Annotated in this window: 21 protein-coding genes; 5 read left to right on the top strand and 16 right to left on the bottom strand. The window is 65.3% G+C overall.

All coding sequences use genetic code 11. The features are described 5' to 3' along the window. Positions 1-41 precede the first annotated feature (41 nt). A complete protein-coding gene (locus HCO70_RS15370; protein ID WP_172297732.1) occupies positions 42-1,472 on the bottom strand; it encodes a sodium:alanine symporter family protein in 1,431 nt (476 codons plus the stop codon). A 154-nt stretch (positions 1,473-1,626) separates the two neighbouring features. Then, positions 1,627-3,288 (bottom strand): SDR family oxidoreductase, encoded by a 1,662-nt coding sequence (locus HCO70_RS15365; RefSeq protein WP_172297730.1) that lies wholly within the window; start codon positions 3,286-3,288, stop codon positions 1,627-1,629. 111 nt (positions 3,289-3,399) lie between these two features. On the opposite strand from HCO70_RS15365, the gene HCO70_RS15360 reads away from it, so the two are divergent. From HCO70_RS15360 to HCO70_RS15345, 4 genes are all read left to right on the top strand, one after another. Next, a complete protein-coding gene (locus HCO70_RS15360; protein ID WP_172297728.1) occupies positions 3,400-4,323 on the top strand; it encodes a rhodanese-related sulfurtransferase in 924 nt (307 codons plus the stop codon). A gap of 309 nt (positions 4,324-4,632) precedes the next feature. Then, complete coding sequence (locus HCO70_RS15355; RefSeq protein WP_172297726.1) at positions 4,633-5,076, top strand: hypothetical protein; 444 nt, start codon at positions 4,633-4,635, stop codon at positions 5,074-5,076. 85 nt (positions 5,077-5,161) lie between these two features. Next, positions 5,162-5,548 carry a curli-like amyloid fiber formation chaperone CsgH gene (gene csgH / locus HCO70_RS15350; protein ID WP_172297724.1) on the top strand — a complete coding sequence of 129 codons (387 nt, stop codon included), beginning with the start codon at positions 5,162-5,164 and terminating at the stop codon, positions 5,546-5,548. A 51-nt stretch (positions 5,549-5,599) separates the two neighbouring features. Then, the gene (locus HCO70_RS15345; protein ID WP_172297722.1) at positions 5,600-5,992 is read left to right on the top strand and encodes a curlin; all 393 of its coding nucleotides are present in this window, start codon (positions 5,600-5,602) and stop codon (positions 5,990-5,992) included. Between the two features lie 104 nt (positions 5,993-6,096). On the opposite strand, the gene kdgD is transcribed toward HCO70_RS15345, so the two are convergent. The 12 genes from kdgD to dctP form a co-directional block, all read right to left on the bottom strand. Then, positions 6,097-7,002 carry a 5-dehydro-4-deoxyglucarate dehydratase gene (kdgD, locus tag HCO70_RS15340; RefSeq protein ID WP_172297720.1) on the bottom strand — a complete coding sequence of 302 codons (906 nt, stop codon included), beginning with the start codon at positions 7,000-7,002 and terminating at the stop codon, positions 6,097-6,099. Positions 7,003-7,068: 66 nt separating this feature from the next. Beyond that, positions 7,069-8,577: an aldehyde dehydrogenase (NADP(+)) gene (locus HCO70_RS15335; RefSeq protein WP_172297718.1), complete on the bottom strand. Its 1,509-nt coding sequence runs from the start codon at positions 8,575-8,577 to the stop codon at positions 7,069-7,071. A gap of 12 nt (positions 8,578-8,589) precedes the next feature. Next, positions 8,590-9,729 (bottom strand): fumarylacetoacetate hydrolase family protein, encoded by a 1,140-nt coding sequence (locus tag HCO70_RS15330; RefSeq protein WP_172297716.1) that lies wholly within the window; start codon positions 9,727-9,729, stop codon positions 8,590-8,592. Between the two features lie 9 nt (positions 9,730-9,738). Next, positions 9,739-11,274, bottom strand: a complete 1,536-nt coding sequence (locus HCO70_RS15325; RefSeq protein ID WP_172297714.1) for a UxaA family hydrolase — start codon at positions 11,272-11,274, stop codon at positions 9,739-9,741. Positions 11,275-11,277: 3 nt separating this feature from the next. Further along, positions 11,278-11,994 (bottom strand): ribonuclease activity regulator RraA, encoded by a 717-nt coding sequence (locus HCO70_RS15320; RefSeq protein ID WP_216665461.1) that lies wholly within the window; start codon positions 11,992-11,994, stop codon positions 11,278-11,280. Between the two features lie 13 nt (positions 11,995-12,007). Continuing rightward, positions 12,008-12,919, bottom strand: a complete 912-nt coding sequence (locus HCO70_RS15315) for a dihydrodipicolinate synthase family protein (RefSeq protein WP_172297712.1) — start codon at positions 12,917-12,919, stop codon at positions 12,008-12,010. Continuing rightward, complete coding sequence (locus tag HCO70_RS15310; protein WP_172297710.1) at positions 12,916-13,803, bottom strand: phytanoyl-CoA dioxygenase family protein; 888 nt, start codon at positions 13,801-13,803, stop codon at positions 12,916-12,918. The genes HCO70_RS15315 and HCO70_RS15310 overlap by 4 nt, the downstream gene beginning before the upstream one ends. Next, positions 13,800-15,005: a mandelate racemase/muconate lactonizing enzyme family protein gene (locus HCO70_RS15305; protein WP_172297708.1), complete on the bottom strand. Its 1,206-nt coding sequence runs from the start codon at positions 15,003-15,005 to the stop codon at positions 13,800-13,802. The genes HCO70_RS15310 and HCO70_RS15305 overlap by 4 nt, the downstream gene beginning before the upstream one ends. Continuing rightward, positions 15,005-16,750 carry an L-arabinonate dehydratase gene (araD, locus tag HCO70_RS15300; protein WP_172297706.1) on the bottom strand — a complete coding sequence of 582 codons (1,746 nt, stop codon included), beginning with the start codon at positions 16,748-16,750 and terminating at the stop codon, positions 15,005-15,007. Before araD ends, HCO70_RS15305 begins: the two co-directional genes overlap by 1 nt. Before the next feature lie 10 nt (positions 16,751-16,760). Next, positions 16,761-16,883: a dihydroxy-acid dehydratase gene (locus HCO70_RS15295; protein WP_172297704.1), complete on the bottom strand. Its 123-nt coding sequence runs from the start codon at positions 16,881-16,883 to the stop codon at positions 16,761-16,763. A 10-nt stretch (positions 16,884-16,893) separates the two neighbouring features. After that, positions 16,894-18,975, bottom strand: a complete 2,082-nt coding sequence (locus tag HCO70_RS15290) for a TRAP transporter large permease subunit (protein WP_172297702.1) — start codon at positions 18,973-18,975, stop codon at positions 16,894-16,896. Between the two features lie 155 nt (positions 18,976-19,130). Beyond that, positions 19,131-20,162 carry a TRAP transporter substrate-binding protein DctP gene (gene dctP / locus HCO70_RS15285; RefSeq protein WP_172297700.1) on the bottom strand — a complete coding sequence of 344 codons (1,032 nt, stop codon included), beginning with the start codon at positions 20,160-20,162 and terminating at the stop codon, positions 19,131-19,133. 172 nt (positions 20,163-20,334) lie between these two features. Between dctP and HCO70_RS15280 the strand changes: the two genes are divergently transcribed. Beyond that, the gene (locus HCO70_RS15280) at positions 20,335-21,057 is read left to right on the top strand and encodes a GntR family transcriptional regulator (protein ID WP_172297698.1); all 723 of its coding nucleotides are present in this window, start codon (positions 20,335-20,337) and stop codon (positions 21,055-21,057) included. A 20-nt stretch (positions 21,058-21,077) separates the two neighbouring features. On the opposite strand, the gene ubiB is transcribed toward HCO70_RS15280, so the two are convergent. Then, on the bottom strand, positions 21,078-22,604 hold the full coding sequence (gene ubiB / locus HCO70_RS15275) for a 2-polyprenylphenol 6-hydroxylase (RefSeq protein WP_172297696.1): 1,527 nt from the start codon (positions 22,602-22,604) through the stop codon (positions 21,078-21,080). After that, the gene (ubiE, locus tag HCO70_RS15270; RefSeq protein WP_172297694.1) at positions 22,605-23,357 is read right to left on the bottom strand and encodes a bifunctional demethylmenaquinone methyltransferase/2-methoxy-6-polyprenyl-1,4-benzoquinol methylase UbiE; all 753 of its coding nucleotides are present in this window, start codon (positions 23,355-23,357) and stop codon (positions 22,605-22,607) included. Between the last annotated feature and the right edge of the window lie 42 nt (positions 23,358-23,399).

Genomic DNA, 23,399 nt, shown 5'->3' with positions numbered 1-23,399 from the left:
ACAGTCTGGCGAGGGTGTGGATCGTTTGTGCCTTAAAGGTCCTACGCCTTCGGCGCGTCAGGCCAGGCTGTCGGGTCGGTGTCGAGATCCGGGAACTTGGCCGGGTCGAAGACCGGTTTCTTGACGCCCGCGTTCACCTGATCCCGGAAGTCGCGGATCAGGCGGACGGCGATGGGGAACATCATCGCGATGGCGAGCAGGTTCACCAGCGCAAGGATGCCCATCATCGGGTCGGAGAAGGAGAAGACCGCCGTTGCGCCCGGTGCTGTGGCACCCAGAAGGACGATGCCCATGATCGCGATGCGCAGGATGTGCAGGGCGATGGACTGGTTCGTCATGAAGGTCAGCGCGTTCTCACCGAGGTAGTAGTTGTACATGATCGACGAGAAACTGAAGAGGAAGATCGCGGCTGTCAGGAAGTACTGCGCCCAGTCGCCGACATGGGAGACCATGCTTTGCTGGGTCAGCGCGACGCCGTCGATGCCCTCTGCCCCGGGAACGTACACGTCGCCGAGAAGGATGACGAAAGCGGTACAGGAGCAAATGATGATCGTGTCGATGAAGACCGAGAAGCTTTGCGTGATGCCCTGGCTGACCGGGTGCCGCACATAGGCCGTCGCGGCGACGTTGGGGGCGGAGCCGAGGCCGGCCTCGTTCGAGAACAGGCCGCGTCGCAGGCCGTTGGCGATGGCCGCGCCCATGCCGCCGGCGACCGCTTCGCGAATGCCGAAGGCGTTGGCGACGATGTCCCAGATCACGCCGGGCAGCGAAGTGAGGTTCAGCACGATGATCAGCAGCGCCATGCCGAGATAGCCGATGGCCATGATCGGGATGATGATGTCGGCGGCCTTGGCGATCCGGTGGATCCCGCCGTAAACGATGAGGCCGGTGGCGATGGCGAGGAAGATGCCGGTGTAGATGCGCGGGATGCCGAGGCTGTCTTTCGCGGCGCCGGCGACGGTGTTGCCCTGGAAGGCGTTGAAGCCGATGGAGAAGGAGGCGATCAGGCAGATCGCGTAGACGATCGCGAGCCAGCGGTAGTTTTCGCCGAGGCCGTGGATGATCGCGCGGGCGGGGCCGCCGCGATAGTCGCCGTTGGCTTCGGTACGCTTGTAGACCTGAGCGAGGGTAGCCTCGACCAGCGCGGAACACATGCCGACGAGGGCGATGGCCCACATCCAGAACACGGCACCGGGGCCGCCGGCGGTGATCGCCACCGCGACGCCGGCGATGTTGCCGCCGCCGACACGGCCGCCGACCGAGACCAGCAGCGCCTCGCGCGCGGAAATCTTGGTGGGGTCGTCGGTTTCGTCGCTCTTGCCGAGCACGTTGAACATGCGGCGGAAGAACCGGAACTGGACGAAGCCGGATGCGATGGTGAAGAAGACACCGAGAACGACCAGAAACGGCACGAGCGCGAAGCCCCATGTCAGGTCGTTGATGACGTTGAAGATGGAATTGAAGAAGTCCATGACAGCCCCCTGTCCTCGTTTTTGTTTCAACTTATAGGCTAGTTCGACTGCGACGGGATGACGCAAGGAAAGCGTCGGCGCGGGTGCCGTTTGCGTCAGTTCTGTGACATTCCTGCCCGCTATTTGGGCGCTTCGTCAGGGGCTTGCCGGGGGATCAGCCTGCGCCGGGCTGCAGCCAGCCGCGGTATCGCACGATGCGGCCGAGCAGCGGCGCGCGGATATCGACGTGGAAGCGGAAGCGGCCGTCCTGTTCCGTTTCGTGGCTGTCGCCGCCGGGGAGGATGGCCCTGGGCAGCGGCAGGCCGAGGAAGGTCCAGCGGCGGGGGACGAGGCGGAGCTTGCCGTCGTCGAACACCAGCGCGAGCGCGACGGCGAAGGGGCCGAAACGTTCGAGGAGCAGGCGGTGGTTCCTGCCGGTGCCGGGGGACTGGTGGCTTTTCAGGATCTGTCCGTCGAAGTCGCGCCGCCAGAGTTCGCCCTTGCCGTCCGGCGTGAAGGTCACGTTGACGGGGACGGTGCCGGGGCGCGTGGGGAAGCCGAAGAGGCGGGCCGTGCCGCGGGCGAGGGCGTTATCGCCGGGTGTGACCTCTGCCTCGCCCTGCCATGTGCGGATGGTTTTTCCCTTGTGCAGGGACTGAATTTTCGGTGGCAGGTCTTTGTAGGCACTGCCGAGCAGCGCGGGGTAGACGGCGGCGGTTTCGTCTCGGCTGTCGCGGAAACCGGTGGTGATGGTGCGGGTGGCAAAAAGGGATTCGTAGTCGGCGAGGTCCAGCGCCTGGGTCGCGGCACGGGCGCCGGGGGCGGGCAGGGTGCCGGCGACGGCTTTGCGCAGCAGCGCCTCTATCGCCATGGAGGGGATCATCGGGCCGTCGTCGTCCTCGGCGAGGAGGTGCCAGGAGATGGTGACGGGGTGACCGTCTGCGTGGCCCTTCGCCTCGACAAACATGCCGCCGCGATGCTCGCCGAACTTCATCAGGTTCAGGACGCGGTAGAAGGAGGGGGCCGCGGGGATGAGGGAGGGCAGCCAGCCGCGGGCGCGGAGGCGGGCGAGAAGGTTGAGCGCGCGGTGCAGGATGTCGGGGACAGGACCGGCGCCCATCCAGATAGAGCGCATCGTGGGATACTCGGGCGGGATCACGCGAAGGTCGGGCACGTCGACCAGAGAGAATCGCAGGTGGCGGAGCGGGAGCCTGCCGGGCGGGGCGACGGTGTAATACCGGGTCTCGGCGAGGCCGGGGGCGGTGGTTTCGGCGCCGTCGCGGAGGAGTTGGACAGGGGCGCCCGCGTAGCCGATGACGGCGCGCATCACGTTCAGGCCGATCCCGGCATATGGCGAGGGGGCGATGCCGCCGGTGACGTCCTCGATTTCCATGCGCTGGGCGATCTCGCGCAGGACGGCGGCTGTGAGGACCGGGAAGCTGCTGACGCCGGAGAGGACGAAGACATTGACGGCGCGGGCCTGCGCGTCGAATTGCGGGACGCCGAAGACGAAATCGGCGGCATCGGCGAAATCGAGATAGTTCACGCGGGCCGCGATGCAGGCGCGGATCACGGCGTAGCGGTCGCCGGTGTATTGCTGGAACGGGCCGGAGGCGTCGATGACGATGTCAGGCTGGTGGCTGGCGAGGGCATCGGCGATTGCGTCGCGGTCGAGGGCCAGCGGCTGGAACGTCGCGGTGCCGCCGACCTGTTTGCAGAAGGCGCGGGCCTTTGCCTCTGACCGGCCGGCGATCAGCGCGGTGACCGGCATGTCGCGGATCAGGTAGGCCAGGCGCCCGCCGAAGACGCCGTAGCCGCCGAGGATCAGGAGTTTCACGCGCGTATCCCTTCTTCCCTCGGTCAATTCTGCGGTTCGGGGCGGCGGAGGCAAGGCGGTACACTGTCTCAGGCTTGCGGGTTGCCGATTCCGGGTCTATCCCGCCGGGCCATGTTCACAGTTGCCGCTCTCTACAAGTTCACCAGCTTTCCCGACCCCGCCGCGATCAAGCCGGGGCTGGCGAAGGTTGCCTGCGCGAACGGGGTGCGCGGGACGCTGTTGCTGGCGCGCGAGGGGATCAACGGGACGATCGCCGGGACGCGGGCGGGGATCGACGCGGTGCTGGCGCATATCCGGGGGCTGCCGGGATGCGCGGACCTCGAATGGAAAGAAAGCACCGCCGACGAGATGCCGTTTGGCCGGATGAAGGTGCGGCTGAAACGCGAGATCGTCACGATGGGGCAACCGGATGTGGATCCGAACGCCTCTGTCGGGCGGTACGTGGAGCCCGGCGAGTGGAACGCGCTGATCTCTGCGCCCGACGTGGCGGTGATCGACACGCGTAACGATTACGAGGTGGAGATCGGCACATTCGACGGTGCGGTCGATCCGGAGACCAAGAGCTTTGGCGAGTTCCCTGCATGGTGGGAAGCGAACAGGGACCGGTTTCACAACAAGCGGATCGCGATGTTCTGTACCGGCGGCATCCGCTGCGAGAAGGCGACGAGCTGGCTGGTGGAGCAGGGGGTGGACGAGGTCTATCACCTGAAGGGCGGGATCCTGAAATACCTTGAAGACGTGCCGGAGGCGGAGAGCCTGTGGCACGGCGCCTGTTTCGTCTTCGACAAGCGGGTGAGCCTGGAGCACGGGCTGCGCGAGGGCGGGCACGTGCTGTGCCACGCCTGCCGGCGGCCGCTGACCGAGGCGGATCTGGCGAAGCCGGGTTATGAGGCGGGCGTGTCCTGTCACCGGTGCATCGGGGAGTATTCCGATTCGGATCGGGCGCGGTTTCGCGAGCGGGAACGGCAGATCCGACTCGCGCGTGAGCGCGGAGAGGCGCATCTGGGGCTGCTATCGGATGACGCCGAGGGCTGATTTGCCCCTGTCGCGCTGACCGTCCAAGCCTTTCCTGAAAAAACTTCCCGTCCGCGGACTGATCGGCGCAGGCGCTGCGGCGTCTGACCGGATCTGCGTACATCCCCTTGTTTTACAGGCATTTCTGGCACCGGCTTTCCGTCGTGTCATCGGATAACAGCGCCCGGGTCATCGCATAACCCGGCGCTGAAATTGCCTGACGTCGGCAGGTGGAGCCAGTTTGAGGTCATCGGCACAGCGCCACGGGCCACGCCGGACACGAACCTGAAACCTGACACACGACGACCAACCCACACGGAGACCTTTCAAATGACCTTCACCTTCAAGAAAGCCGCTTTTTCGCTTCTTACCGCTTCCGCCCTGATGGCCGCTGCGCCCTCCTTCGCCGGCGGCTGGAATTCCGCAAACATCAACATGACCGGCTGGGGCAACTCCACCGGCGTCGGCCAGAATGGCTGGGTCAACCATGTCGAGGTTGAGCAGCATGGCTGGAACAACGGCATCGTCGCCACGCAGGACGGCGCCAAGAATACCACCGTCGTCGGCCAGAGCGGCGGCTGGAACCGCTCCACCACGCATCAGGGCGGCAAGAAGAACACCCTGGGCGTCGCGCAGATCGGCAACGGCAACACCGCCAATGTCGAGCAGTACGGCAAGCACAACGTCACCGGCGTGATCCAGGTCGGCGACGGCAACAGCGCCTCGATCAGCACCAAGGGCAAGGGCAACACCGCCGTCGTCATCCAGTACTGATCCCAACCCCCGGTGCCGGGTGGCGCGGCCGCCCGGCACATGACCCCAACCACCGCTTCACGGCGGCAAGAAAGGAGACACTGCCATGACCCTTTACAGCATTTTCGGCAAGTTCGTCCTGCCCGCGGCTGCTTTGACCGGCTTCGGCCTGGCCGCCGGAAGCGCGGCAGAGAACGGAGCCGACGCACCGATGAAATGCGAGATTTCCGTCACCAAGTCCGGCATGGGCTATACCTATACCGGCAAGGTACAGGCAGACGAGCCGCTGCGCGGCAGTTTCGAGCTGGTCCTGACCAAGCTTGGCGGCGGTAGCACCAAGATCCGCCAGTCGGGCCTGCTGGACATCGCGGCCGGCGAGACGGCGACCCTTGGACAGGCGACGTTCGGCGGGCTGCCGGACAGCGTCGATGCCGAGCTGATCCTGACCGTCGACGGCAAGACCTATAGCTGCATGCCGCAGACCGAGCTCTGACCTTTACCTCATCGTCCCGATAAATCGCTTCTACTTGAAAGGAATTTGATCATGAAACGCACTCTGACCGCCCTGACGCTGGCCCTGACCACCGCCTTTGCCGTGCCTGCGATGGCCGGCGGCACCATCACATTCGGCTTCAACGCCAAGAATCAGGACGAGGCCAACGCGATCCGCGCCGGGCTGGCGATCTACAGCCTGGTGAAGGACATCGATACCAACGGGCACATTACCCAGAACGGTATCAACAATGCGGCGGGCATCGCCCAGGGTGGCAAGAACAACAAAGGCATCATCCACCAGGACGGCAAGAACCATGATGGGACGATCACGCAGAACGGCAACAACAATGCCTGCGGCCTGTTCCAGTTCGGCAATGGCGCCACGGGGCACGTGAACCAGAATGGCGGCGAAGCGTGCCTGATCTTTCAGGCCGGGTTCTGAGGCCAGATGAAAAGGCTTCGGGTACTCGTCCTTTCCAACCGTGTACCCCGCCCGAAGCCCTCGCCCGCCGGAGTAACTCCGGCGGGCATATTCGTTGCGTGCCGCTATTTGCGGTCGGCGATCAGCTTTTCCATCAGCGCGAATTCTTCCTCGGTCAGCGAGGTGAGCGGCGGGCGGACCGGGCCGGTGTCGAAACCGCGGAGTTTCACGCCGGCCTTGATCGCCGAGACAGCATAGCCGGTCTTGCGGTCACGGATCTTGGCGAAGGGATAGTAGAAGTCGCGCAGCATCTGGTTGCACTTTGCATCGTCGCCCGCGGTGAAGGCCGCGTGGAATTCCAGCGCGGTGGCGGGGACGAAGTTGAAGACGGCGGAGCTGTAGGTATCGACGCCGGCGCCGCGATAGGCCTGGGCGAACAGCTCGTGCGTCGGCATGCCGCCGATATAGGCGAGGCGTTCGCCGAGGCCGACCGTGATGCGTTTGACCGTGTCGATGTCGCCGGTGCCGTCCTTGAAGCCGATCAAGTTCGGGCAGTCGTCGGTCAGCCGCGCGAGCGTGTCGGCGGAGCAGACGGACTGGCCGCGGTTGTAGACGATGACGCCCATCTTCGTGGAGCGGCAGACGGTACGGATATGCGTCTCTATCCCATCCTGCGGGGCGCCGATCAGGTAGTGCGGCAGGAGCAGGATGCCGTCGCCGCCGGCCGCCTCGATCCCCTGCGCGAGTTCGCAGGCGAGTCTGGTGCCGTAGCCGCAGCCCGCGAGGATCGGGGCGTTGGGCTGAGCGGCCTTGGCGGTATTCACCACGTCGACAATTTCACCGGGGGTGAGCGAGAACATCTCGCCCGTGCCGCCGGCGACGATCAGCCCGGCGACGGGGTAATCCGCCAGCCATTCCAGATGCGCGCTGAAGGCGGAGGCGTTGAAGTTGTCCTGCGCGTCGAAGGGCGTGACAGGGAAGGAGAGCAGCCCGGATCGGATGATATCGCGAAGCTCTGTGGGTGCGATCATTGAGGGATTGCCTTTATTAGAGATTGAAAACGACCCGCGGCAGGGCTGCCACGGGCCGGGGAGAGTTCACTGCAGATCGCCGGGCAGGATCGCGTCGGGCATGTTCTGGTAACAGACGGGACGCAGGAAGCGGCGGATCGAAAGGGTGCCGACCGAGGTGGCGCCGAAGTTGGTCGAGGCGGGGTAGGGGCCGCCATGGACCATCGCGTCGCAGACCTCGACGCCGGTGGGGAATCCGTTGACAAGCAGGCGCCCGGCCTTGCGTTCGAGGATCGGCATCAGGCGCTTGGCGGTATCGGTGTCGCCATTGTCCATGTGGATCGTGGCGGTCAGCTGGCCTTCGAAACCGCGGGCGAGGGTTTCCATCTCGTCGGTGCCATCGACGCGGACGACGAGGCCGAGGGGGCCGAACACCTCTTCGCCCAGCGCGTGGTCCTGCAGGTAGGCGTCGGCGCGGGTCTGGTAGAGGTTCGGGTTGGCGTAGCGGCCGTCGCTGTCGGTGACGAGCACGGGTTCCACCGCGTTGCGGTCGTCGAAGCGGGATTTGCCGGTGCGGTAGGCGTCGGCGATGCCGTCGGTCAGCATGCACTGGGTGGCGATGCCCTTGAGCGCCTCGGCGGCGGCCTGGACGAAGGCGTCGCCCTCGGGGCCTTCCTGCACGACGGCGATGCCGGGATTGGTGCAGAACTGGCCCGCGCCCATGGTCAGGGAACCGGCCCAGCCCTCGCCGATGGCCTGGCCGCGCGCCTTGACTGCCTCTGGCAGGATGAACATCGGGTTTACCGAGCCAAGCTCGCCGAAGAACGGGATCGGTTCGGGGCGCTGGGCGCAGAGGTCGAACAGAGCGCGGCCGCCGCCGAGGGAGCCGGTGAAGCCGACCGCCTTGATCAGCGGGTGCTGTACCAGAGCGGTGCCGACATCGCGCTTGCCGCCCTGAATCAGGGAGAAGACGCCGGGATGCAGGCCGCAGGACTTGATGGCGGCGTCGATGGCCTGGGCGACGATTTCGCCGGTGCCGGGGTGGGCGGAGTGGCCCTTGACGATGACGGGGCAGCCGGCGGCGAGCGCGGCGGCGGTGTCGCCGCCGGCGGTGGAGAAGGCGAGGGGGAAGTTGGAGGCGCCGAAGACGGCGACGGGGCCGATCGGGCGCTGCACCATCTTGAGGTCCGGGCGCGGCAGGGGCTGCCGGTCGGGCAATGCCTCGTCATGGCGGCGGTCGAGGTAGTCGCCCTTGAGAATGTGATCGGCAAACAGGCGGAGCTGGCCGGTGGTACGGCCACGTTCACCCTGCAGCCGCGCCGCGGGCAGGCCGGTTTCCTGCGTGCCGATCTCGGTGATCGCATCGCCGCGCGCCTCGATCTCGTCGGCGATGGCATTCAGGAACTTCGCCCGCGCTTCGCGGGTGGAGTAGCCGTATTCCCAGAACGCTTCCTCGGCGGCGGAACACGCAGCCTCGACATGGGCCGGTGTGCCGACCGAGAACTCGTGCGCCGGGCCTTCGGCCGGTGCGCTGCTGAACATCGTGTCGCCCATCACCCAGTCGCCGGCGATCAGGTGTTTTCCGGTCAAGGTCATCTGTCAGTCTCCCTAGATCAGGTTGCGGCCAGCCAGGTTGCGCATCAGCGCGGCCAGCCCGAAGGTCCATTCCGGGCATTCCGTGGAAAGCCGGACAGTGTTCTGCAGGCGACCCAGACCCTCGGACGCGATGGTCACACGGTCGCCGATGTGGTGGGTGAAGCCTTGTCCCCTGGCGTCGCGGTCTTCGGTCGGCGCGAAGAGCGTGCCGAGGAACAGCATGAAGCCGTCGGGGTACTGGTGGTGGCGCCCGATGGTCTGTTTCACGAGGTCAGTGGGATCGCGGCTGATCTTCGACATGTCGGAGCGGCCGCTCAGGGTGAAGCCGTCTTCGCCCTCGACGGTCAGTTCCAGCTGCGCGCGGCGCACGTCGTAGAGCGAATAGCTGTCGTCGAACAGGCGGATCATCGGGCCGATGGCGCAAGAGGCGTTATTGTCCTTGGCCTTGGACAGCAGCAGTGCCGAGCGCCCTTCGACATCACGCAAGTTGACGTCGTTGCCGAGGGTGGCGCCGTGGATCTTGCCCTGCGAATTGACGGCGAGGACGACCTCTGGCTCGGGATTGTTCCATTTAGAGACCGGATGCAGCCCCACATCGGCACCGGTGCCCATGGCGGAGAGCGGCTGTGCCTTGGAGAAGACCTCGGCATCCGGGCCGATGCCGACCTCGAGATACTGCGACCACATGCCCAGCGCGATCAGCTCTTCCTTGACCTTCGCGGCCTTGGGGCTGCCTGCCTCGATCTGGTCGAGGCTGTCGCCGATGATCTCTGACACACGGGTGCGGATGGTCTGGGCCTTGTCGGGATCGCCTGCCGCCTGCTCCTCGATCACCCGTTCGACCATGGACTGGGCGAAGGTGACTCCGCACGCCTTGACCGCCTGAAGGTCACAGGGGGCGAGGAGATGCGTGGCATCGGCGGCTTCGGCGGCGCCGGGGAAATCGGCGAGCGGGCCGAGCGTTTCGCCGGTCGCGTTGCGGACATGGTCGGCGGGATCGTCGAGTTCCAGAACATCACGCGCGGTGGGCGCGTCTTTCGAGGTGATGTCGACCAGCGCACCGTCCCGCAGCGTGACCACACAGGGGCCGATGCCGGGCCGCCACACGCGCCCGAGCCAGAGGCCGGCCATTTCTGTTTCGTTCAGGTGCATCCCGCCTCCCTATCCGGTCACACCGATGGGCCAGGGGGCGAATTCCTCTTCGCCCACGCCCAGTGCTTCGCTTTTCGATTTCTCGCCGGATGCGACGGCGAGGATCTTCTCGAAGATTTCCTGTCCCATCTCATCCAGCGTTTTCGTTCCGTCGATTACCGGGCCGCAGTTGATATCCATGTCGCCGGTCATGCGATTGTACATCGGCGTGTTGCTGGCCAGCTTGATTGTGGGAGCCGGATATGAGCCGAAACAGGACCCGCGCCCGGTCGTGAAACAGATCAGGTTGGCGCCACCTGCGATCTGGCCCGTAGCGGCGACGGGATCGTAGCCGGGCGTGTCCATGATGACGAGGCCGTGCCGGGTGACAGGTTCGGCATAGCGGTAGACGGCCTCGATACCGGTGGAACCGCCCTTTTTAGAGCCTCCGAGGGACTTTTCGATGATGTTCGCGAGCCCGCCGGTCTGGTTGCCGGGGCCGACGACACCCTGCATCTGCACGTCGCGGCCGTCGGTGTAGCCGAGCCACCAGTCGATGCGGTCGAGGAACTGGCGGCCGACGGTTTCGTCGCGGGCGCGTGCGGTCAGCGTGTGCTCGATGCCGTAAAGCTCGGGCGTTTCGGAGAGGATCGCGGTGCCGCCGTTCTGCACCAGCAGATCCACGGCGCGGCCGAGGGCGGGGTTGGCGGAGAGGCCGGAGAACCCGTCCGACCCGCCGCATTGCAGGCCGATGGTGATATGCTCTGCGGAGCAGGGGGTGCGGGTGGCCTGGTTCGCCTGTTCCAGCATCTCGCGCACGGCCTGCTTGCCCTCGGCGATGGCGGCGGCGGTTCCGCCGACCTCCTGCATGGTGATCGAGCGGAGCATGGTGCCGGTGGCGAGGCCTTCCGCCTCGAAAAAGCGCTGCAGGTTGTTGCGTTCACATCCCAGGCCGACGATCAGCGCGCCGGCGGTGTTGGGGTGGCGGATGTAGCCCGAGAGGGTGCGGCGCAGCAGGTCGATGGGCTCGCCCGTCTGCTCCATTCCACAGCCCTGTTCGTGAATGAAGGCGACGACTCCATCCACGTTCGGGTAGTCGGCGAGGCGTTCCTCATCGAAATAGTGACTGATCTTGCGCGCCACGGTGGCGGCGCAGTTCACCGTGATGAAGATGCCGATGGTATTGCGGGTGGCGACGCGGCCATCGGCGCGGGCGTAGCCCTGGAAGCTGGCGCGCTGGTCCGGCGGCAGAACCTGCGCGGGCACATAATCCAGCCCGAAGCGGTAATCCTTCTGCACCTCGTCCATCAGGACGTTGTGGGCGTGCATGTAGGTGCCGGGCGCGATGTCGGCGCCGGCAAAGCCGATGACGGTGGCGTATTTCAGCACCGGGTCGCCCCTGCGGATCGGCCGCGTCGCGATCTTGTGGCCGAGCGGGATGTCGGCGCTGGTCGTCACGCCCTCCTCCGGGATCTCGGTGCCGGCCGGAATCTCCACCCGCGCGACAACGACGTTGTCGGCGGGGTCGAGCCGGATCACCGGAGAGCGGAGGAGGGTGTCGGTCATGCGCTAGCGCCCGTTGGCCTTGCGCCACTCGGCGAACTTGTCGAGGTTTTCCTCTTTCGTGGCAGGATAGAGACCGATGATGGTTTCGCCGGCCCTGACCTGCTCGACCACGAAATCCTCGTAGGCGGTCATCTCGACGGCCTCTTCGGCGACTTCGTCGGCGAGATGCGCGGGGATGACGATGACACTGTCATCGTCGCCGACCACGATGTCGCCGGGAAACACCGCCACGTCGCCGCATCCGATGGGGACGTTGATGTCCAGCGCCTCGTTTATCGTCAGGTTGGTCGGGCTGGAGGGGCGGTTGTGATAGGCGGGCATGTCGAGTTCGCCGATACGCATCGCGTCGCGGAAGCCGCCGTCGGTCACCACGCCGGCGCCGCCGCGCATCATCAGGCGGGTTATCAGGATATCGCCGGCGGAGGCGGCGGTTGCGTCCTTGCGGCTGTCCATCACCATGACGCAGCCTGGCGGGCACGTTTCTACCGCGTGCCGTTGCGGGTGTTTCGGGTTGCGGAACTCGGCCAGGGTGTTGCGGTCCTCGCGCGCCGGGATGTAGCGCAGGGTGAAGGCGGGACCGACCATGTTGGCGCCCTTGGGCTTCACCGGGCGCACGTCCTGGATCACCTGGCGCCGGAGGCCGCGCTTGAACAGCGCGGTGGCGAGCGTTGCGACGCTGACCGTTTTCAGGCGGTCGATGGTTTCGGGTTTCACATCCATTTTTTTGCTTTCCTCAGCTTGCGGCGCGGGCCAGCAGGCCGTTTTCGGTCATGAAGGCTTTGAGGCGGGTCATCTGGTTGTCGCTGAGGGGCCAGGCGGCGGGGGGCCGGGCGGCGCCGCAATCCTCTCCCATCAGCTGCAGTGCGGCTTTTACGCCGGGGACGTTGGCGCCGCCCTGCTCCTCGGCGCGGATGTCCTCGAAGACCTGCATGCTGTCGATGAGGTCGCGGGCTTTCTGGTAGTCGCCCGCTTCCAGCGCCTGCGAGATCGCGACGGAGCGTTCGGGCCAGACGTTGATCAGGCCGGAGGTGAAGCCGCGCGCGCCGACGGCATAGAAGGTGGGCGCCCAGACCTCTGCCAGACCGCCGACCCAGACGATGTGATCGGGCGAGGCGGCCATCGCGGCCTTGAGCTTCATCGGGTTGGGCGTGGCCCATTTGACGCCGATGACATTGGGCACCGAGCACATCGCGGCGATGGCATCGGTGCCGATGGTGTCGTTGCGAAGGTAGAGGATCAGGGGAAGGTTTTGCGCAGCATCAGAGACGGATTTCAGGTAATCGACCAGGCCGCGCGGCGCAACGAAGGGGTCGGGCGGCTGGTGGATCATCAGGGCCGTCGCGCCCGCCTCTGCCGACGCTTTCGCAAGGCGGCAGGCATCGGGGATGGCGCGGCCGACACCGGCGACAAGCGGGATGCGGCCCGCGATATGCTGTGCGGCGGACTGGACCATCGTGACGGCTTCGTCCGTGGTCAGCCCGTAGAATTCGCCGGTATTGCCGTTGGCGGTCAGGATGTGAACGCCGGCGGCGATGGCCCGGTTCACGATCGGCGCCTGACGGTCGGGCGCGAGGGCACCCGTATCGTCGAACGGCGTCACCAGGATGCCGGATATGCCGGTAAGGGCGGTTTGCAGGTCGGTCATGACAGCACCTCGAAAGAGCGTTTGCCCATTGCCTTCTGAACTTCGTAGATCGAGCCCTGCGTCGGCGCGTCCGGGTAGGCGGCGCGCATCGGGTTGGCGACGAGGCGGGGTTCAAGTGTCGGTTCGCCGCAGAGGATGCGGCTGTCGAACTCTTCCAGCCCTTCCCACTTGCCGCGCCCGCCGACGATGGGGAAGGCATCGGACGCCATCATCTCGTAGAAGATGATGCGGCGGTCCTGGGTGGAGCGGTTGAGCGCGGAGCCGTGGACGATGCGGGCGTGGTGGATCGAGATGGAACCGGCAGGCCCCATCAGCGGCACCGCGTCCTTCATGTCCAGCCCGCAGGCTTCCAGATCCATGGCGCCGACGAAGCAGCCGTTGTGATGGTGGCTGTAGACGCCCGCGCGGTGGGTGCCGGGAAACACCATGAGCGGGCCGTTTTCCGGTCCCATGTCGTCAATGATCAGGCCGACGGCCAGCACGTCGTCGTTGGTGTAGGGGTAGAAGGCCCAGTCCTGGTGCCATTCCACCGCCGCGCCGTAGCCCGCCGATTTCATGTTCAGCTTGGTGGTCTGCAGCCGCAGGTTCGGGCCGATCAGGTCGCGCACAGGGGCGAGGATGTGGTCCGAATGCAGGAGGTCGTCGATGACTTTGGATTGCGTGTGCGGCAGTTTCACCCGCCGGATACGCGGATCGTCGGGGGTGTGGCTGTCCTCGAGGTCGATCCTGTCGTCCGAGGCGGTCATGCCGCGCGCCTGTTCCTGGAACCGCGCAATCTCTGCCCGGATCGAGGCCATGACATCGTCGGGCACGCGGTTTTCGAGGATCAGGTAGCCCTGGTCCCGGTAGAACGCGATCTGGTCTTCAGACAGTACTTCGGTCATTCCCGCCCCCGTTGCCCGATGTCCTGTGTCGAGACCGTCCAGTCGCGGGCCTTGCTGGACAGGGTCAGGCCAATGCCCGGGCGGTCCGGTACCGCGACCCGGCCATCGGCGATTTCGAGACGTTCGTCGAACAGCGGTTCCAGCCAGTGGAAGTGCTCGATCCACGGTTCCTCGGGGAAAGCGGCGGCGAGGTGGACGTGCAGTTCCATCAGCCAGTGCGGCGCAATCTGCACGCGATGCGCCTCTGCCATCGTCATCGCCTTGAGGAAGGGCGTGATGCCGCCGATCCGCAGCGCGTCGACCTGACTGACGTCGCAGGCCGCTTTCTGGACGAGTTGAATCGCCTCGGTCGGCGATGTCAGCATTTCGCCGGTGGCGATCGGCGTCGCGAGGTTGCGGGCGAGATCCGCGTGGCCCTCGAAATCGAGGGCGTCGAGCGGTTCCTCTATGAACTCCAGCCCCATGTGATCGACGATCTTGCCGAACTGCAGCGCATAGGCGCGATCCCATTGCTGGTTGGCGTCGACCATGAAGGCGATCTGGTCCGGCAGGTGGGCGCGCATCGCGTCGATGCGCTTCAGGTCTTCCTGCCCGTCGGGCTGGCCGACCTTCATCTTGATGCCACCGATGCCCAGCGCGATGGATCGGTCGGCCGCGGCCTTCATCTCGTCGATGGACGCCTGCAGGTACTGACCCTGGCTGTTGTAGATGCGCAGGGTATCGCGATGCGCGCCGAGAAGCTTGGCCAGCGGCAGACCGGCCTTTTTCGCCTTCATGTCCCACAGCGCCGTGTCGAAGGCGCCGATGGTCTGATAGGACATGCCGCCCTGCCCGAGGCTGTTAGTCTGCCAGCGCAGAAGCTCCCACAGCCGGCCGATATCGTTGGGATCGTGGCCGATGATGCGGTTCGCGATCTCGCATGCGAGCGCGAACATGCCGGCACCGCCGGCGCGCAGCGTGTAGGCAAAGCCCATGCCGCGATGGCCGTTCTCGGAGACCGCCTCGCAGGCGATGATGTCGACCGCGGACAGAGGCGACTGACGGCCGGTCAGGACCTTGGCGTCAGACAGCGGGTTTTCCAGCGGCAGGACAATATGGCTGAGCGTCATGCCGGTCAGCGCGTCCTGCGTGGCCTTGCCCTTGGGGTTGCCGCCGAAGGGCAGGCGCGCGGCGATGCGCCGGGTGGAAAGGTCGAGGGCCATCAGTAGATCTCCGGTTCCGGCACGGGTGCGCCGAATTCAGTCTTGAGGAAGTCGAAGTCGCAGCCCTTGTCGGCCTGCTCGATATGCTTTGTGAACATCCAGCCGTAGCCGCGTTCGTAGCGGGGCGGCGGAGGCGTCCATGCGGCCCGGCGCTCAGCGAGGATTTCGTCACTAACCTTGAGATTCAGTGTCCTGTTGGGCACATCGAGTTCGATGATGTCGCCGTTCTGCACCAGCGCCAGCGGGCCGCCTATATATGCCTCTGGCGCGCAGTGCAGGATGCAGGCGCCGAAGCTGGTGCCGGACATGCGCGCATCGCTGAGGCGCACCATGTCGCGGTGGCCATGCTTCAGCAGGGCCTTGGGCATCGGGATCATGCCCCATTCCGGCATGCCCGGCCCGCCCTGCGGCCCTGCGTTGCGCAGGATCAGCACGTGGTCGGGCGTCATCGGGTAGTCCGGGTCGTCGATGATCTTCTTCAGCTCGGGATAGCTGTCGGCGACGATGGCCGGGCCGGAATGGACGTGGAATTTCGGATCGCAGGCGGCGGGCTTGATCACTGCGCCGTCGGGGGCGAGGTTGCCCTTGAGCAGGGCAAGCGAGCCTTCCTTGTAGACCGGGTTCGACAGGGGGCGGATGACGTTGGGGTTGTAGTTCTGCGCGCCCTCCAGCCCCTCGCCCATCGTCTTGCCGGTGACGGTGATCGCGGAGAGGTCGAGCCTGTCGCCCAGTTCGTTCATCAGCGCGCGGAGACCGCCGGCGTAGAAGAAATCCTCCATCAGGTATTCCTTGCCGGAGGGGCGGACGTTGGCGATGACCGGGACGGAGCGGCTGAGACGGTCGAAATCCTCGAGCCCCCAGTCGACCCCGGCGCGGCGGGCCATCGCGATCAGGTGGATCACGGCGTTGGTGGAACAACCGGTGGCCATGGCGACGGTCGTCGCGTTCTCGGCGGCGGCACGGGTCATGATCTTGTCCGGCGTCAGATCTTCCCAGACCATTTCCACCGCGCGGCGGCCGCATGCGGCGGACATGCGCTTGTGGTTGACGTCATTGGCAGGGATCGAGGAAGCGCCGGGCAGGCAGAGGCCGAAGCCCTCGGCGATGGCGGTCATGGTCGAGGCGGTGCCCATCGTCATGCAGTGGCCGTCGGACCGGGCGATGCCGCCCTCGATGCCCTTCCATTCCTCCTGCGTGATGGTGCCGGCGCGCAGCTCGTCCCAGTACTTGAAGGCGTCGGAGCCGGAGCCGAGGACCTTGCCCGCGTAGTTGCCGCGCAGCATCGGGCCGGCAGGCAGGTAGATGAAGGGGAATCCCCAACTTAGAGCCGCCATCACAAGCGCCGGGGTGGACTTGTCGCAGCCGCCCATCAGCACAGCGCCGTCGACCGGATGGGCGCGCAGGATCTCTTCCACCTCCATCGCGGCCATGTTGCGGTAGAGCATCGAGGTGGGTTTGAGGAACTGTTCCGACAGCGAATGCGCGGGCAGTTCCATCGGCATGCCGCCTGCCTGCAGGATGCCGCGTTTCACCCATTCCACGCGGTCCTTGAAATGCATGTGGCAGGGCTGTGCCTCGGACCAGGTGTTGATGATGCCGATGACCGGCTTGCCGTCCCAGTCCTCGTGGCCGAGACCCATCTGCATCGCGCGGGACCGGTGGCCGAAGCTGCGGAAATCCTGGGCCGCGAAGAAGCGCGCGGAGCGGAGGTCTTCGTAGCGTTTGGCCGGTTTGTCGTCTTTCATTCCCTAATCCTCAGGAAATCGGCGTAGAGAAATGATGCAGGGTGTAGATCAGCACACAGGCGAAAATCACGCCACCGATCCAGGGCCATGGGCCATACCCGTCGATATCGTCGCGGCTGTCTCTTCCGATCATCTCATTCTCCTCAATTCAGCAGTTCCGGCAGCCATAGCGCGATCTGTGGGAAGATCATCACCAGGATCAGGCCGGTGACCTGCAGTCCGATGAACGGCAGGACGGCCAGGAAGATCTCTTGCAGTGTCACGTCCTTGGGGGCGACCGATTTCAGCCAGAAACAGGCGGGGCCGAAGGGCGGCGACAGGAAGTAGATCTGGATGTTCATCACGAACAGGATGCCGAACCAGATCTTGGCCTGATCTTCGGTCAGCCCAAGCTCCGGGGCAAGGGTCATCACCACGGGGGCGAAGACCGGCACGGTTATGAAGACGATTGCGATCCATTCCATGAAGGTGCCGAGGACCATCAGGATCAGCATCATCACCAGGATCGTGCCCATGGCGGGCAGACCGAGATCGAGGAACAGCGAGCGCATGAAATCGCCGCCGCCGACGAGGTTGAAGATGCCGATGAAGCTGATCGCGCCCAGCACCAGCCAGATAATCGTGCCGACCGTGGTCATCGAACCGATGAGGGCGGCCGAGATCACCTCCCACTTGAACTGGTGGCGAACGGCGGCGACGAACAGGCTGCCGATGCAGCCGACGGCCGCGGCCTCTGTCACCGAGGCGACGCCGCCGTAGATCGAACCCATCACTGCGGCGATCAGCAGGATGCAGAGTATGACGGCCGTCATCCGGTCTTTCGACAGTTTCTGGTCCTTGCCGGACTTTTCCGCGACTTCGGCCGCAGTGGGCGCCAGATCGTGGTTCAGGTTGACGCGCAGCAGCACATAGCCGGCGTAGAACACGGCCAACATGATGCCGGGCGTCGCGCCGGCCATGAACAGGTCGCCGATGCCGACCTCGGCGGACAGGCCGTAGACGATCATGATGATCGAGGGTGGAATCAGAGTGGCGAGAGCGCCCGAGGCGCAGATCAGGCCGATGGTCAGCTTGCGGTCGTAGCCAAGGCGGAACATCTGCGGCAGCGCGACGAGCCCGAGCATCACGATCTCTCCGCCCATCACGCCGGACATGGCGGCGAGGATGACGGCGACGACGGTGGTCTGCACCGCGACGCCGCCGCGCAGGTTGCCGGCGAAGATCGACATTGCGTCGAACAGGTCCTCGGCGATGCCGGCACGTTCGAGGATCGAGGCCATCAGCACGAAGAACGGGACGGCGACCAGGGTGTAGTGCTCCAGCAGGCCGACCGCGTTCGACGACACGAGGAACAGGCCGCGCGGGCCGAAGAATCCCACCGCCATAATGACCGACACGAACAGCGTCACGATGCCCAGAGGCATGCCCGTCATCATCAGCGCGATGAGAAGGGCGACCATGATCAGGGAGACCGTGCCGAGATCCATCGCGCGCATGTTCAGGGCCTGCGACGGGTCCAGCGCGGCGCCGATTGCGGTGAAAAAGCCGGACACAGTCTCTGCCAGAGAGACGCCAAAGGCCTCGGCGAGGAAGGCGGAGACGAAGTAGATGACGAAATAGACCGCCAGCGCCCGCACCACCCAGCGCATCGCGGTCGAGGTGAAATGCCGGTGCAGGTTCACCATCAGCTGGGTCAGGTACAGGAACGCACCCGCGACCATCAGCGATTTCAGCATCATCGGCAGCGGCGAGTTGAAGGCGGAGCCGGATTTTTCCACCCGCGCGACGCTGATATAGGCGCGGATCGCGGCGTCGGAGAGCAGCATGTAGAGCGCGAAAATACCGACGATCATCGCGAAAAGGTCGAGCCACCAGCGGGTATTGGCAGAGGCCATCACGTGAAAGACGGTGATGCCGATATGCCTTTGTTTCAGGGTGATGTAGCCGGAGGACAGCATCCATGCCGCCGCGCAGAGCATCATCACGGTCTCGAAAGCCCAGTAGGTCGGCGCGTTCAGCAGGTAGCGCGAGAACACCTCGTAGAGAGTTGCCAGAGCCGCGAACATGTAGAAGACCGAGATCGCGATGCCGAGGACATGGCTGAAGTGATCGACGGGCGTGTACTGGTCCCGCGTGGGGACGCTGTCGTCATGGTCGTGAATCGGATCGTCGCCCGCGACTTCAAGCGGTGCGTCGGCAAGATGTTCCTCGTATTCGCGGCTCATCGCGGACCTTCTCCCCCTACCGGCGCTGCTGCCCCGAGCGGCCGGCATAACTGTCACTACTCAGGTGGTTTCCCGTCGGTTCCGGGTCTTGTTCCCGGCTATTCTTGCGGCCAGGGCCGGTGTCCCGCGCCCCCGAGGGCGCGGGACGGGCGGGCTTACAGCAGCCCGGCTTCCTTCATGAAGTTGACGTGCGCGTCATAGACTTCCTTGGCGAGGTCGGATTGCGCCGCGAAGTCGCTCCATGCTTCCTGCGCAATTGCCCGGAGCTTGTCGCGCTCTTCCTGCGGCCAGTCGATCACTTCCAGTTCGCCGGCTGCCTTGTCGCGTGCGACCAGCTGGCGGTCGAGGCGGTCGAAGTACTGCCGCAGGCCGTTATAGGCGGCGAGGTACCAGGTCTCGAGCACGGCCTGATTCTTTTCGCCGATCTCCTCCCAGACCTGGTCGGACACGGTGAACTGCAGGATCGGGGTGGAGTGAATGCCGGGGAAGATCGGGAACTTGGCGATCTTGTGCATTCCGTTGGCATCGTTGTTTGCATAGGCCGAGTTGTCGGCGGCGTCGATCACGCCCTTCTCCAGTGCGCCGTAGGTTTCCGAGCCGGACATCGACACGGGCGCGGCGCCGGCACGCTTGAACACGTCGGCGGCCAGGCCCTCGGGCGAGCGGATCTTCAGGCCCGCCAGGTCCTCGACACCGCGAACGGGAACCTTGGAAACGAAGGCTTCACGGGCATAGGCGCCGCAACCGACGACATGCACGCCGGGGAAGTGGGTATCGAAGAGCTTTTGCAGTATCTCCTTGCCGCCGCCCTGAGCGCAGAACGCCTGTATCTGGTCGGCCGAGTCGTAGCCCGCGATCAGGTCGCCCATCAGCGCGAATGCCGGGTCGATACCGGCGAAATAGTTGATCGACGTCAGGTCTCCGTCGAGGATACCCACCGCGATCGCTTCGGCGGTCTCGCGGCGCGGCACCACGGCGTCGACCGGCAGAAGCTCCACAGTCAGTTCACCGCCGGTCATGGTTTCGAGCATCGGCACCCAGACTTCGTTCAGGTAGGCCAGCGACGCATGGCTGGCATTGGACGATGTCTGGATCTTCAATGTGCGGTCGGCGGCATCTGCCGCGAGGCCCGCGACTCCCATCGCCGCGGCCAGTGTCAGGGCAGTGCCCAGTGTTCTGATCTTCATGAGTTACCTCCCTAGGGTTTCAGTGCCGTTCCCCCCGGTCCTCCCGTCCCGCGGCGACTGACGCGGCAACTGATATATTAGCTGACTAGTTGAATCAACCGCGAATGCTGTCTAGATTGCGCTATCATTGCCGTCCCCGTGCACGGCGCTGCCCGGATCACTTGGAAGCTGAATGAACCTGTCTGCCGAAAACGCCCTGAACCTGTCCGCCCTGCGCGGTGAAGGTGCAGGTTCGGCCGTCGACCGGATCTACGAGGACCTGCGCAGGCGAATCGTGGATTTCGACCTGCCGCCCGATGCAACGCTGAGCCGCAATGACCTGGCGAAAGACTATGGCGTCAGCCAGACGCCGGTGCGCGAGGCGCTCCAGCGTCTGGAGGAAGACGGGCTGATCCGGATCTATCCGCAGTCGAAGACCGTAGTGATGCCGATCCGCGAGGACCTGCTGCGAGAGACGCATTTCCTGCGAATCGCACTGGAATCCGAGGTGGTGCGCCGGCTGGCCGCCAACCCGCCGATGGACGTGCTGAAACGCGCGCGCAGTTTCGTGCGGATGCAGGAGGCGCTGGTCGGCGATCCGTCCGAGATGGACCTGTTCAACCAGTTCGATCGCGCCTTTCACGCCACCCTGTTCGATGCGGTCGGGATGCTGCCGCTGAACGCGATGCTGGCGCGGCGCCTTGGCCACCTGAGTCGATGCCAGCGGCTGGAACTGCCGCGCGAGGGCAAGATGTCGGAGATCGTGCACGGGCATATGGCCGTGGTCGAGGGCATCGCGTCGGGCGATCCGGAACTGGCGGCGGCCGCGATGCGCGGACACCTCGGCGCGACGATCCGGCGAATCTCTACCCTGCGGGATGAGTTTCCGGACTATTTCGCGCCGATAAGGGGCTGATTGCCCTGTTTAGTGCCTATTCAAAGGCCCGCCAACGCAACGCCGAGGGCCACAAGTGTGCCACCCAGAACCATGAATCCGAGCGCGGGCCAGATGCGGCTTGGCGGCTTTTTCGGGGCAGGGTCTTCCTTGCGAACCAGCAGGGATTCGGCGAGTTCCGGTAGCTGCGGCCCGATGCGGACGAGGATCTGCGCCGTCTTGGCCAGATCGTTCAGAAGGGCGCGGGGGCCGACATTGGTCTTGATGTAATCCTCGACCACCGGCCGCGCGACCTGCCAGATGTTCATGTGCGGATCCAGCGAGCGTGCGACGCCCTCGACCACCACCATGGTCCGCTGCAGCAGGATCAGTTCGGTCCGTGTTTCCATGCCGAACTGGTCCGTCACCTCGAACAGGTGGTTCAGCAGGCGGCCCATCGACAGGCGCGAGGCGTCGAGGCCGAAGATCGGTTCGCCGACCGACCGCAGGGCGCGGGCGAAGGCATCGACATCCTGATCGGCGGGGACATAGCCGGCCTCGAAATGCACCTCTGCCACGCGGCGGTAATCCTTGCGGATGAAGCCGAACAGGATCTCGGCATAGACGCGGCGGGTGTAGACGTCGATCGAGCCCATGATACCGAAATCGAGCGCGATCAGATCGCCGTTGGGGGCGACCTTGAGATTGCCCTGGTGCATGTCGGCGTGGAAGTAGCCGTCGCGCAGCGCATGTTTCAGGAACAGCTGCAGCACCCGTTCGGCCAGCGCCTGCCGGTTGTGGCCGGCGGCGTCGATGGCGTCGAGGTCGTTGAGGGGAATGCCATCGGCCCAGCCCAGCGCCATGGCGCGGCGGCCCGAGAGGATCCATTCAACCTGGGGCACCTGGAAGCCGGGATCCTCGGCCGTGTTGGCGAAGAACTCGGCGGCGGCTGCGGTTTCCATGCGCAGGTCGAGCTCTCCCTGCACGACGCCGTTGAAGTGTTCGATAACGTCATGCGGCCGCAGCCGGCGCGAGGCGGGCGACAGAAGCTCGATCATGTCGGCGGCGAAATAGAAGGCGTCGATATCCTTGCGGAAAGCGCGTTCGATACCGGGGCGCAGCACCTTTACCGCAACCTCGCGCCCCTCCTCGGCCAGCGTCGCGTGGTGCACCTGCGCGATGGAGGCGGCGGCGACGGGGGCGGAGAAGCTGGAGAATATCTCGTCTACCGGGTGGCCGAGTTCAGTCTCTACAGTGCGTTTCGCGTCCTCGATGGAGAAGGGCGGCAGCTTGTCCTGAAGGACTTGGAGCTGGGTTGCCAGTTCCTCGCCCACCACGTCGGGGCGGGTCGAAAGGATCTGGCCGAACTTGATGTAGGCCGGACCCAGCGCGGTGAGGGCGCGGGTGACCGGCGGCATCGCGGGATCGCCCGCATAGCCCAGCCATTTGAACGGCCAGCCGAGGAAATGGGCCGTCGCGCGCAGAAGCGGCGGCGCGTTCAGCGCGTCCAGCACCACACCCATCGCGCCGGTGCGTTCCATGGTCGCGCCGGTGCGCACCAGCCGCCAGATATTGTGCGGGCCGCGCACCTAGAGCTTCCACCCGGAATGCAGAGCGGCGACACCCATCGTAAGGTTGCGGTACTTCACCTGTTCGAACCCGGCTGTGCGGATCATCCCGGCGAAGGTTTCCTGATCGGGGAACTTGCGGATCGATTCGACGAGGTACTGGTAACTGTCGCGGTCGTCGGCGATCAGCTGGCCCATGCGCGGGATCACGTTGAAGGAATAGAGGTCGTAGAGCTTCTGCATACCCGGATTGGGAAGCTGCGAGAATTCCAGGACCATCAGCCGCCCGCCGGGTTTCAGCACGCGATACGCTTCGGCTAGCGCGTCCTGTGGGCGGGTGACGTTCCTGATGCCGAAGCTGATCGTGTAGACGTCGAAGCTGTTCGCATCGAAGGGCAGCGCCATCGCGTCGCCGACGACCCAGTCGAGCCGGTCGGCCATCTGTTCCGCCTCGGCGCGTTTGCGGCCTTCGACAAGCATACCCTCGGTCATGTCGCAGACGACGGCGGTGGCGCCAGCGGCGCGCTTCAGGAAGCGGAAGGCGATGTCGCCGGTGCCGCCGGCCACGTCGAGCAGTCGCTGGCCTGGACGGGGCGCCAGCCAGTCCATCATCGCGTCTTTCCACAGCCGGTGAACCCCCCCCGACATCACGTCGTTCATGATGTCATAGCGTGACGCGACGGAGGAAAAGACGCCGTGGACGCGCCCGGCCTTTTCATCCTCGGGGATGGTTTCGTTGCCGAAATGAGTGGTCTTCTGGTCGTCGTCGGTCATCGGGCCTTGAGGTCCTTGGAAACTCACCCTTCTTATAGGTGC

Source organism: Pseudoruegeria sp. HB172150, assembly GCF_013184805.1.
Classification (GTDB): Bacteria; Pseudomonadota; Alphaproteobacteria; order Rhodobacterales; family Rhodobacteraceae; genus Psychromarinibacter.
The sequence above is the reverse complement of the archived record's forward strand: the minus strand, read 5'-3'. Positions and strand labels throughout refer to the sequence as shown.

Excerpts from the sequence above, each read along its gene's own strand:
- HCO70_RS15370 (WP_172297732.1), bottom strand. The coding sequence starts at position 1,472 with ATGGACTTCTTCAATTCCATCTTCAACGTCATCAACGACCTGACATGG.
- HCO70_RS15360 (WP_172297728.1), top strand. The coding sequence starts at position 3,400 with ATGTTCACAGTTGCCGCTCTCTACAAGTTCACCAGCTTTCCCGACCCC.
- HCO70_RS15355 (WP_172297726.1), top strand. The coding sequence starts at position 4,633 with ATGACCTTCACCTTCAAGAAAGCCGCTTTTTCGCTTCTTACCGCTTCC.
- csgH (WP_172297724.1), top strand. The coding sequence starts at position 5,162 with ATGACCCTTTACAGCATTTTCGGCAAGTTCGTCCTGCCCGCGGCTGCT.
- HCO70_RS15345 (WP_172297722.1), top strand. The coding sequence starts at position 5,600 with ATGAAACGCACTCTGACCGCCCTGACGCTGGCCCTGACCACCGCCTTT.
- kdgD (WP_172297720.1), bottom strand. The coding sequence starts at position 7,002 with ATGATCGCACCCACAGAGCTTCGCGATATCATCCGATCCGGGCTGCTC.
- HCO70_RS15335 (WP_172297718.1), bottom strand. The coding sequence starts at position 8,577 with ATGACCTTGACCGGAAAACACCTGATCGCCGGCGACTGGGTGATGGGC.
- HCO70_RS15330 (WP_172297716.1), bottom strand. The coding sequence starts at position 9,729 with ATGCACCTGAACGAAACAGAAATGGCCGGCCTCTGGCTCGGGCGCGTG.
- HCO70_RS15325 (WP_172297714.1), bottom strand. The coding sequence starts at position 11,274 with ATGACCGACACCCTCCTCCGCTCTCCGGTGATCCGGCTCGACCCCGCC.
- HCO70_RS15320 (WP_216665461.1), bottom strand. The coding sequence starts at position 11,994 with ATGGATGTGAAACCCGAAACCATCGACCGCCTGAAAACGGTCAGCGTC.
- HCO70_RS15315 (WP_172297712.1), bottom strand. The coding sequence starts at position 12,919 with ATGACCGACCTGCAAACCGCCCTTACCGGCATATCCGGCATCCTGGTG.
- HCO70_RS15310 (WP_172297710.1), bottom strand. The coding sequence starts at position 13,803 with ATGACCGAAGTACTGTCTGAAGACCAGATCGCGTTCTACCGGGACCAG.
- HCO70_RS15305 (WP_172297708.1), bottom strand. The coding sequence starts at position 15,005 with ATGGCCCTCGACCTTTCCACCCGGCGCATCGCCGCGCGCCTGCCCTTC.
- araD (WP_172297706.1), bottom strand. The coding sequence starts at position 16,750 with ATGAAAGACGACAAACCGGCCAAACGCTACGAAGACCTCCGCTCCGCG.
- HCO70_RS15295 (WP_172297704.1), bottom strand. The coding sequence starts at position 16,883 with ATGATCGGAAGAGACAGCCGCGACGATATCGACGGGTATGGCCCATGG.
- HCO70_RS15290 (WP_172297702.1), bottom strand. The coding sequence starts at position 18,975 with ATGAGCCGCGAATACGAGGAACATCTTGCCGACGCACCGCTTGAAGTC.
- dctP (WP_172297700.1), bottom strand. The coding sequence starts at position 20,162 with ATGAAGATCAGAACACTGGGCACTGCCCTGACACTGGCCGCGGCGATG.
- HCO70_RS15280 (WP_172297698.1), top strand. The coding sequence starts at position 20,335 with ATGAACCTGTCTGCCGAAAACGCCCTGAACCTGTCCGCCCTGCGCGGT.
- ubiE (WP_172297694.1), bottom strand. The coding sequence starts at position 23,357 with ATGACCGACGACGACCAGAAGACCACTCATTTCGGCAACGAAACCATC.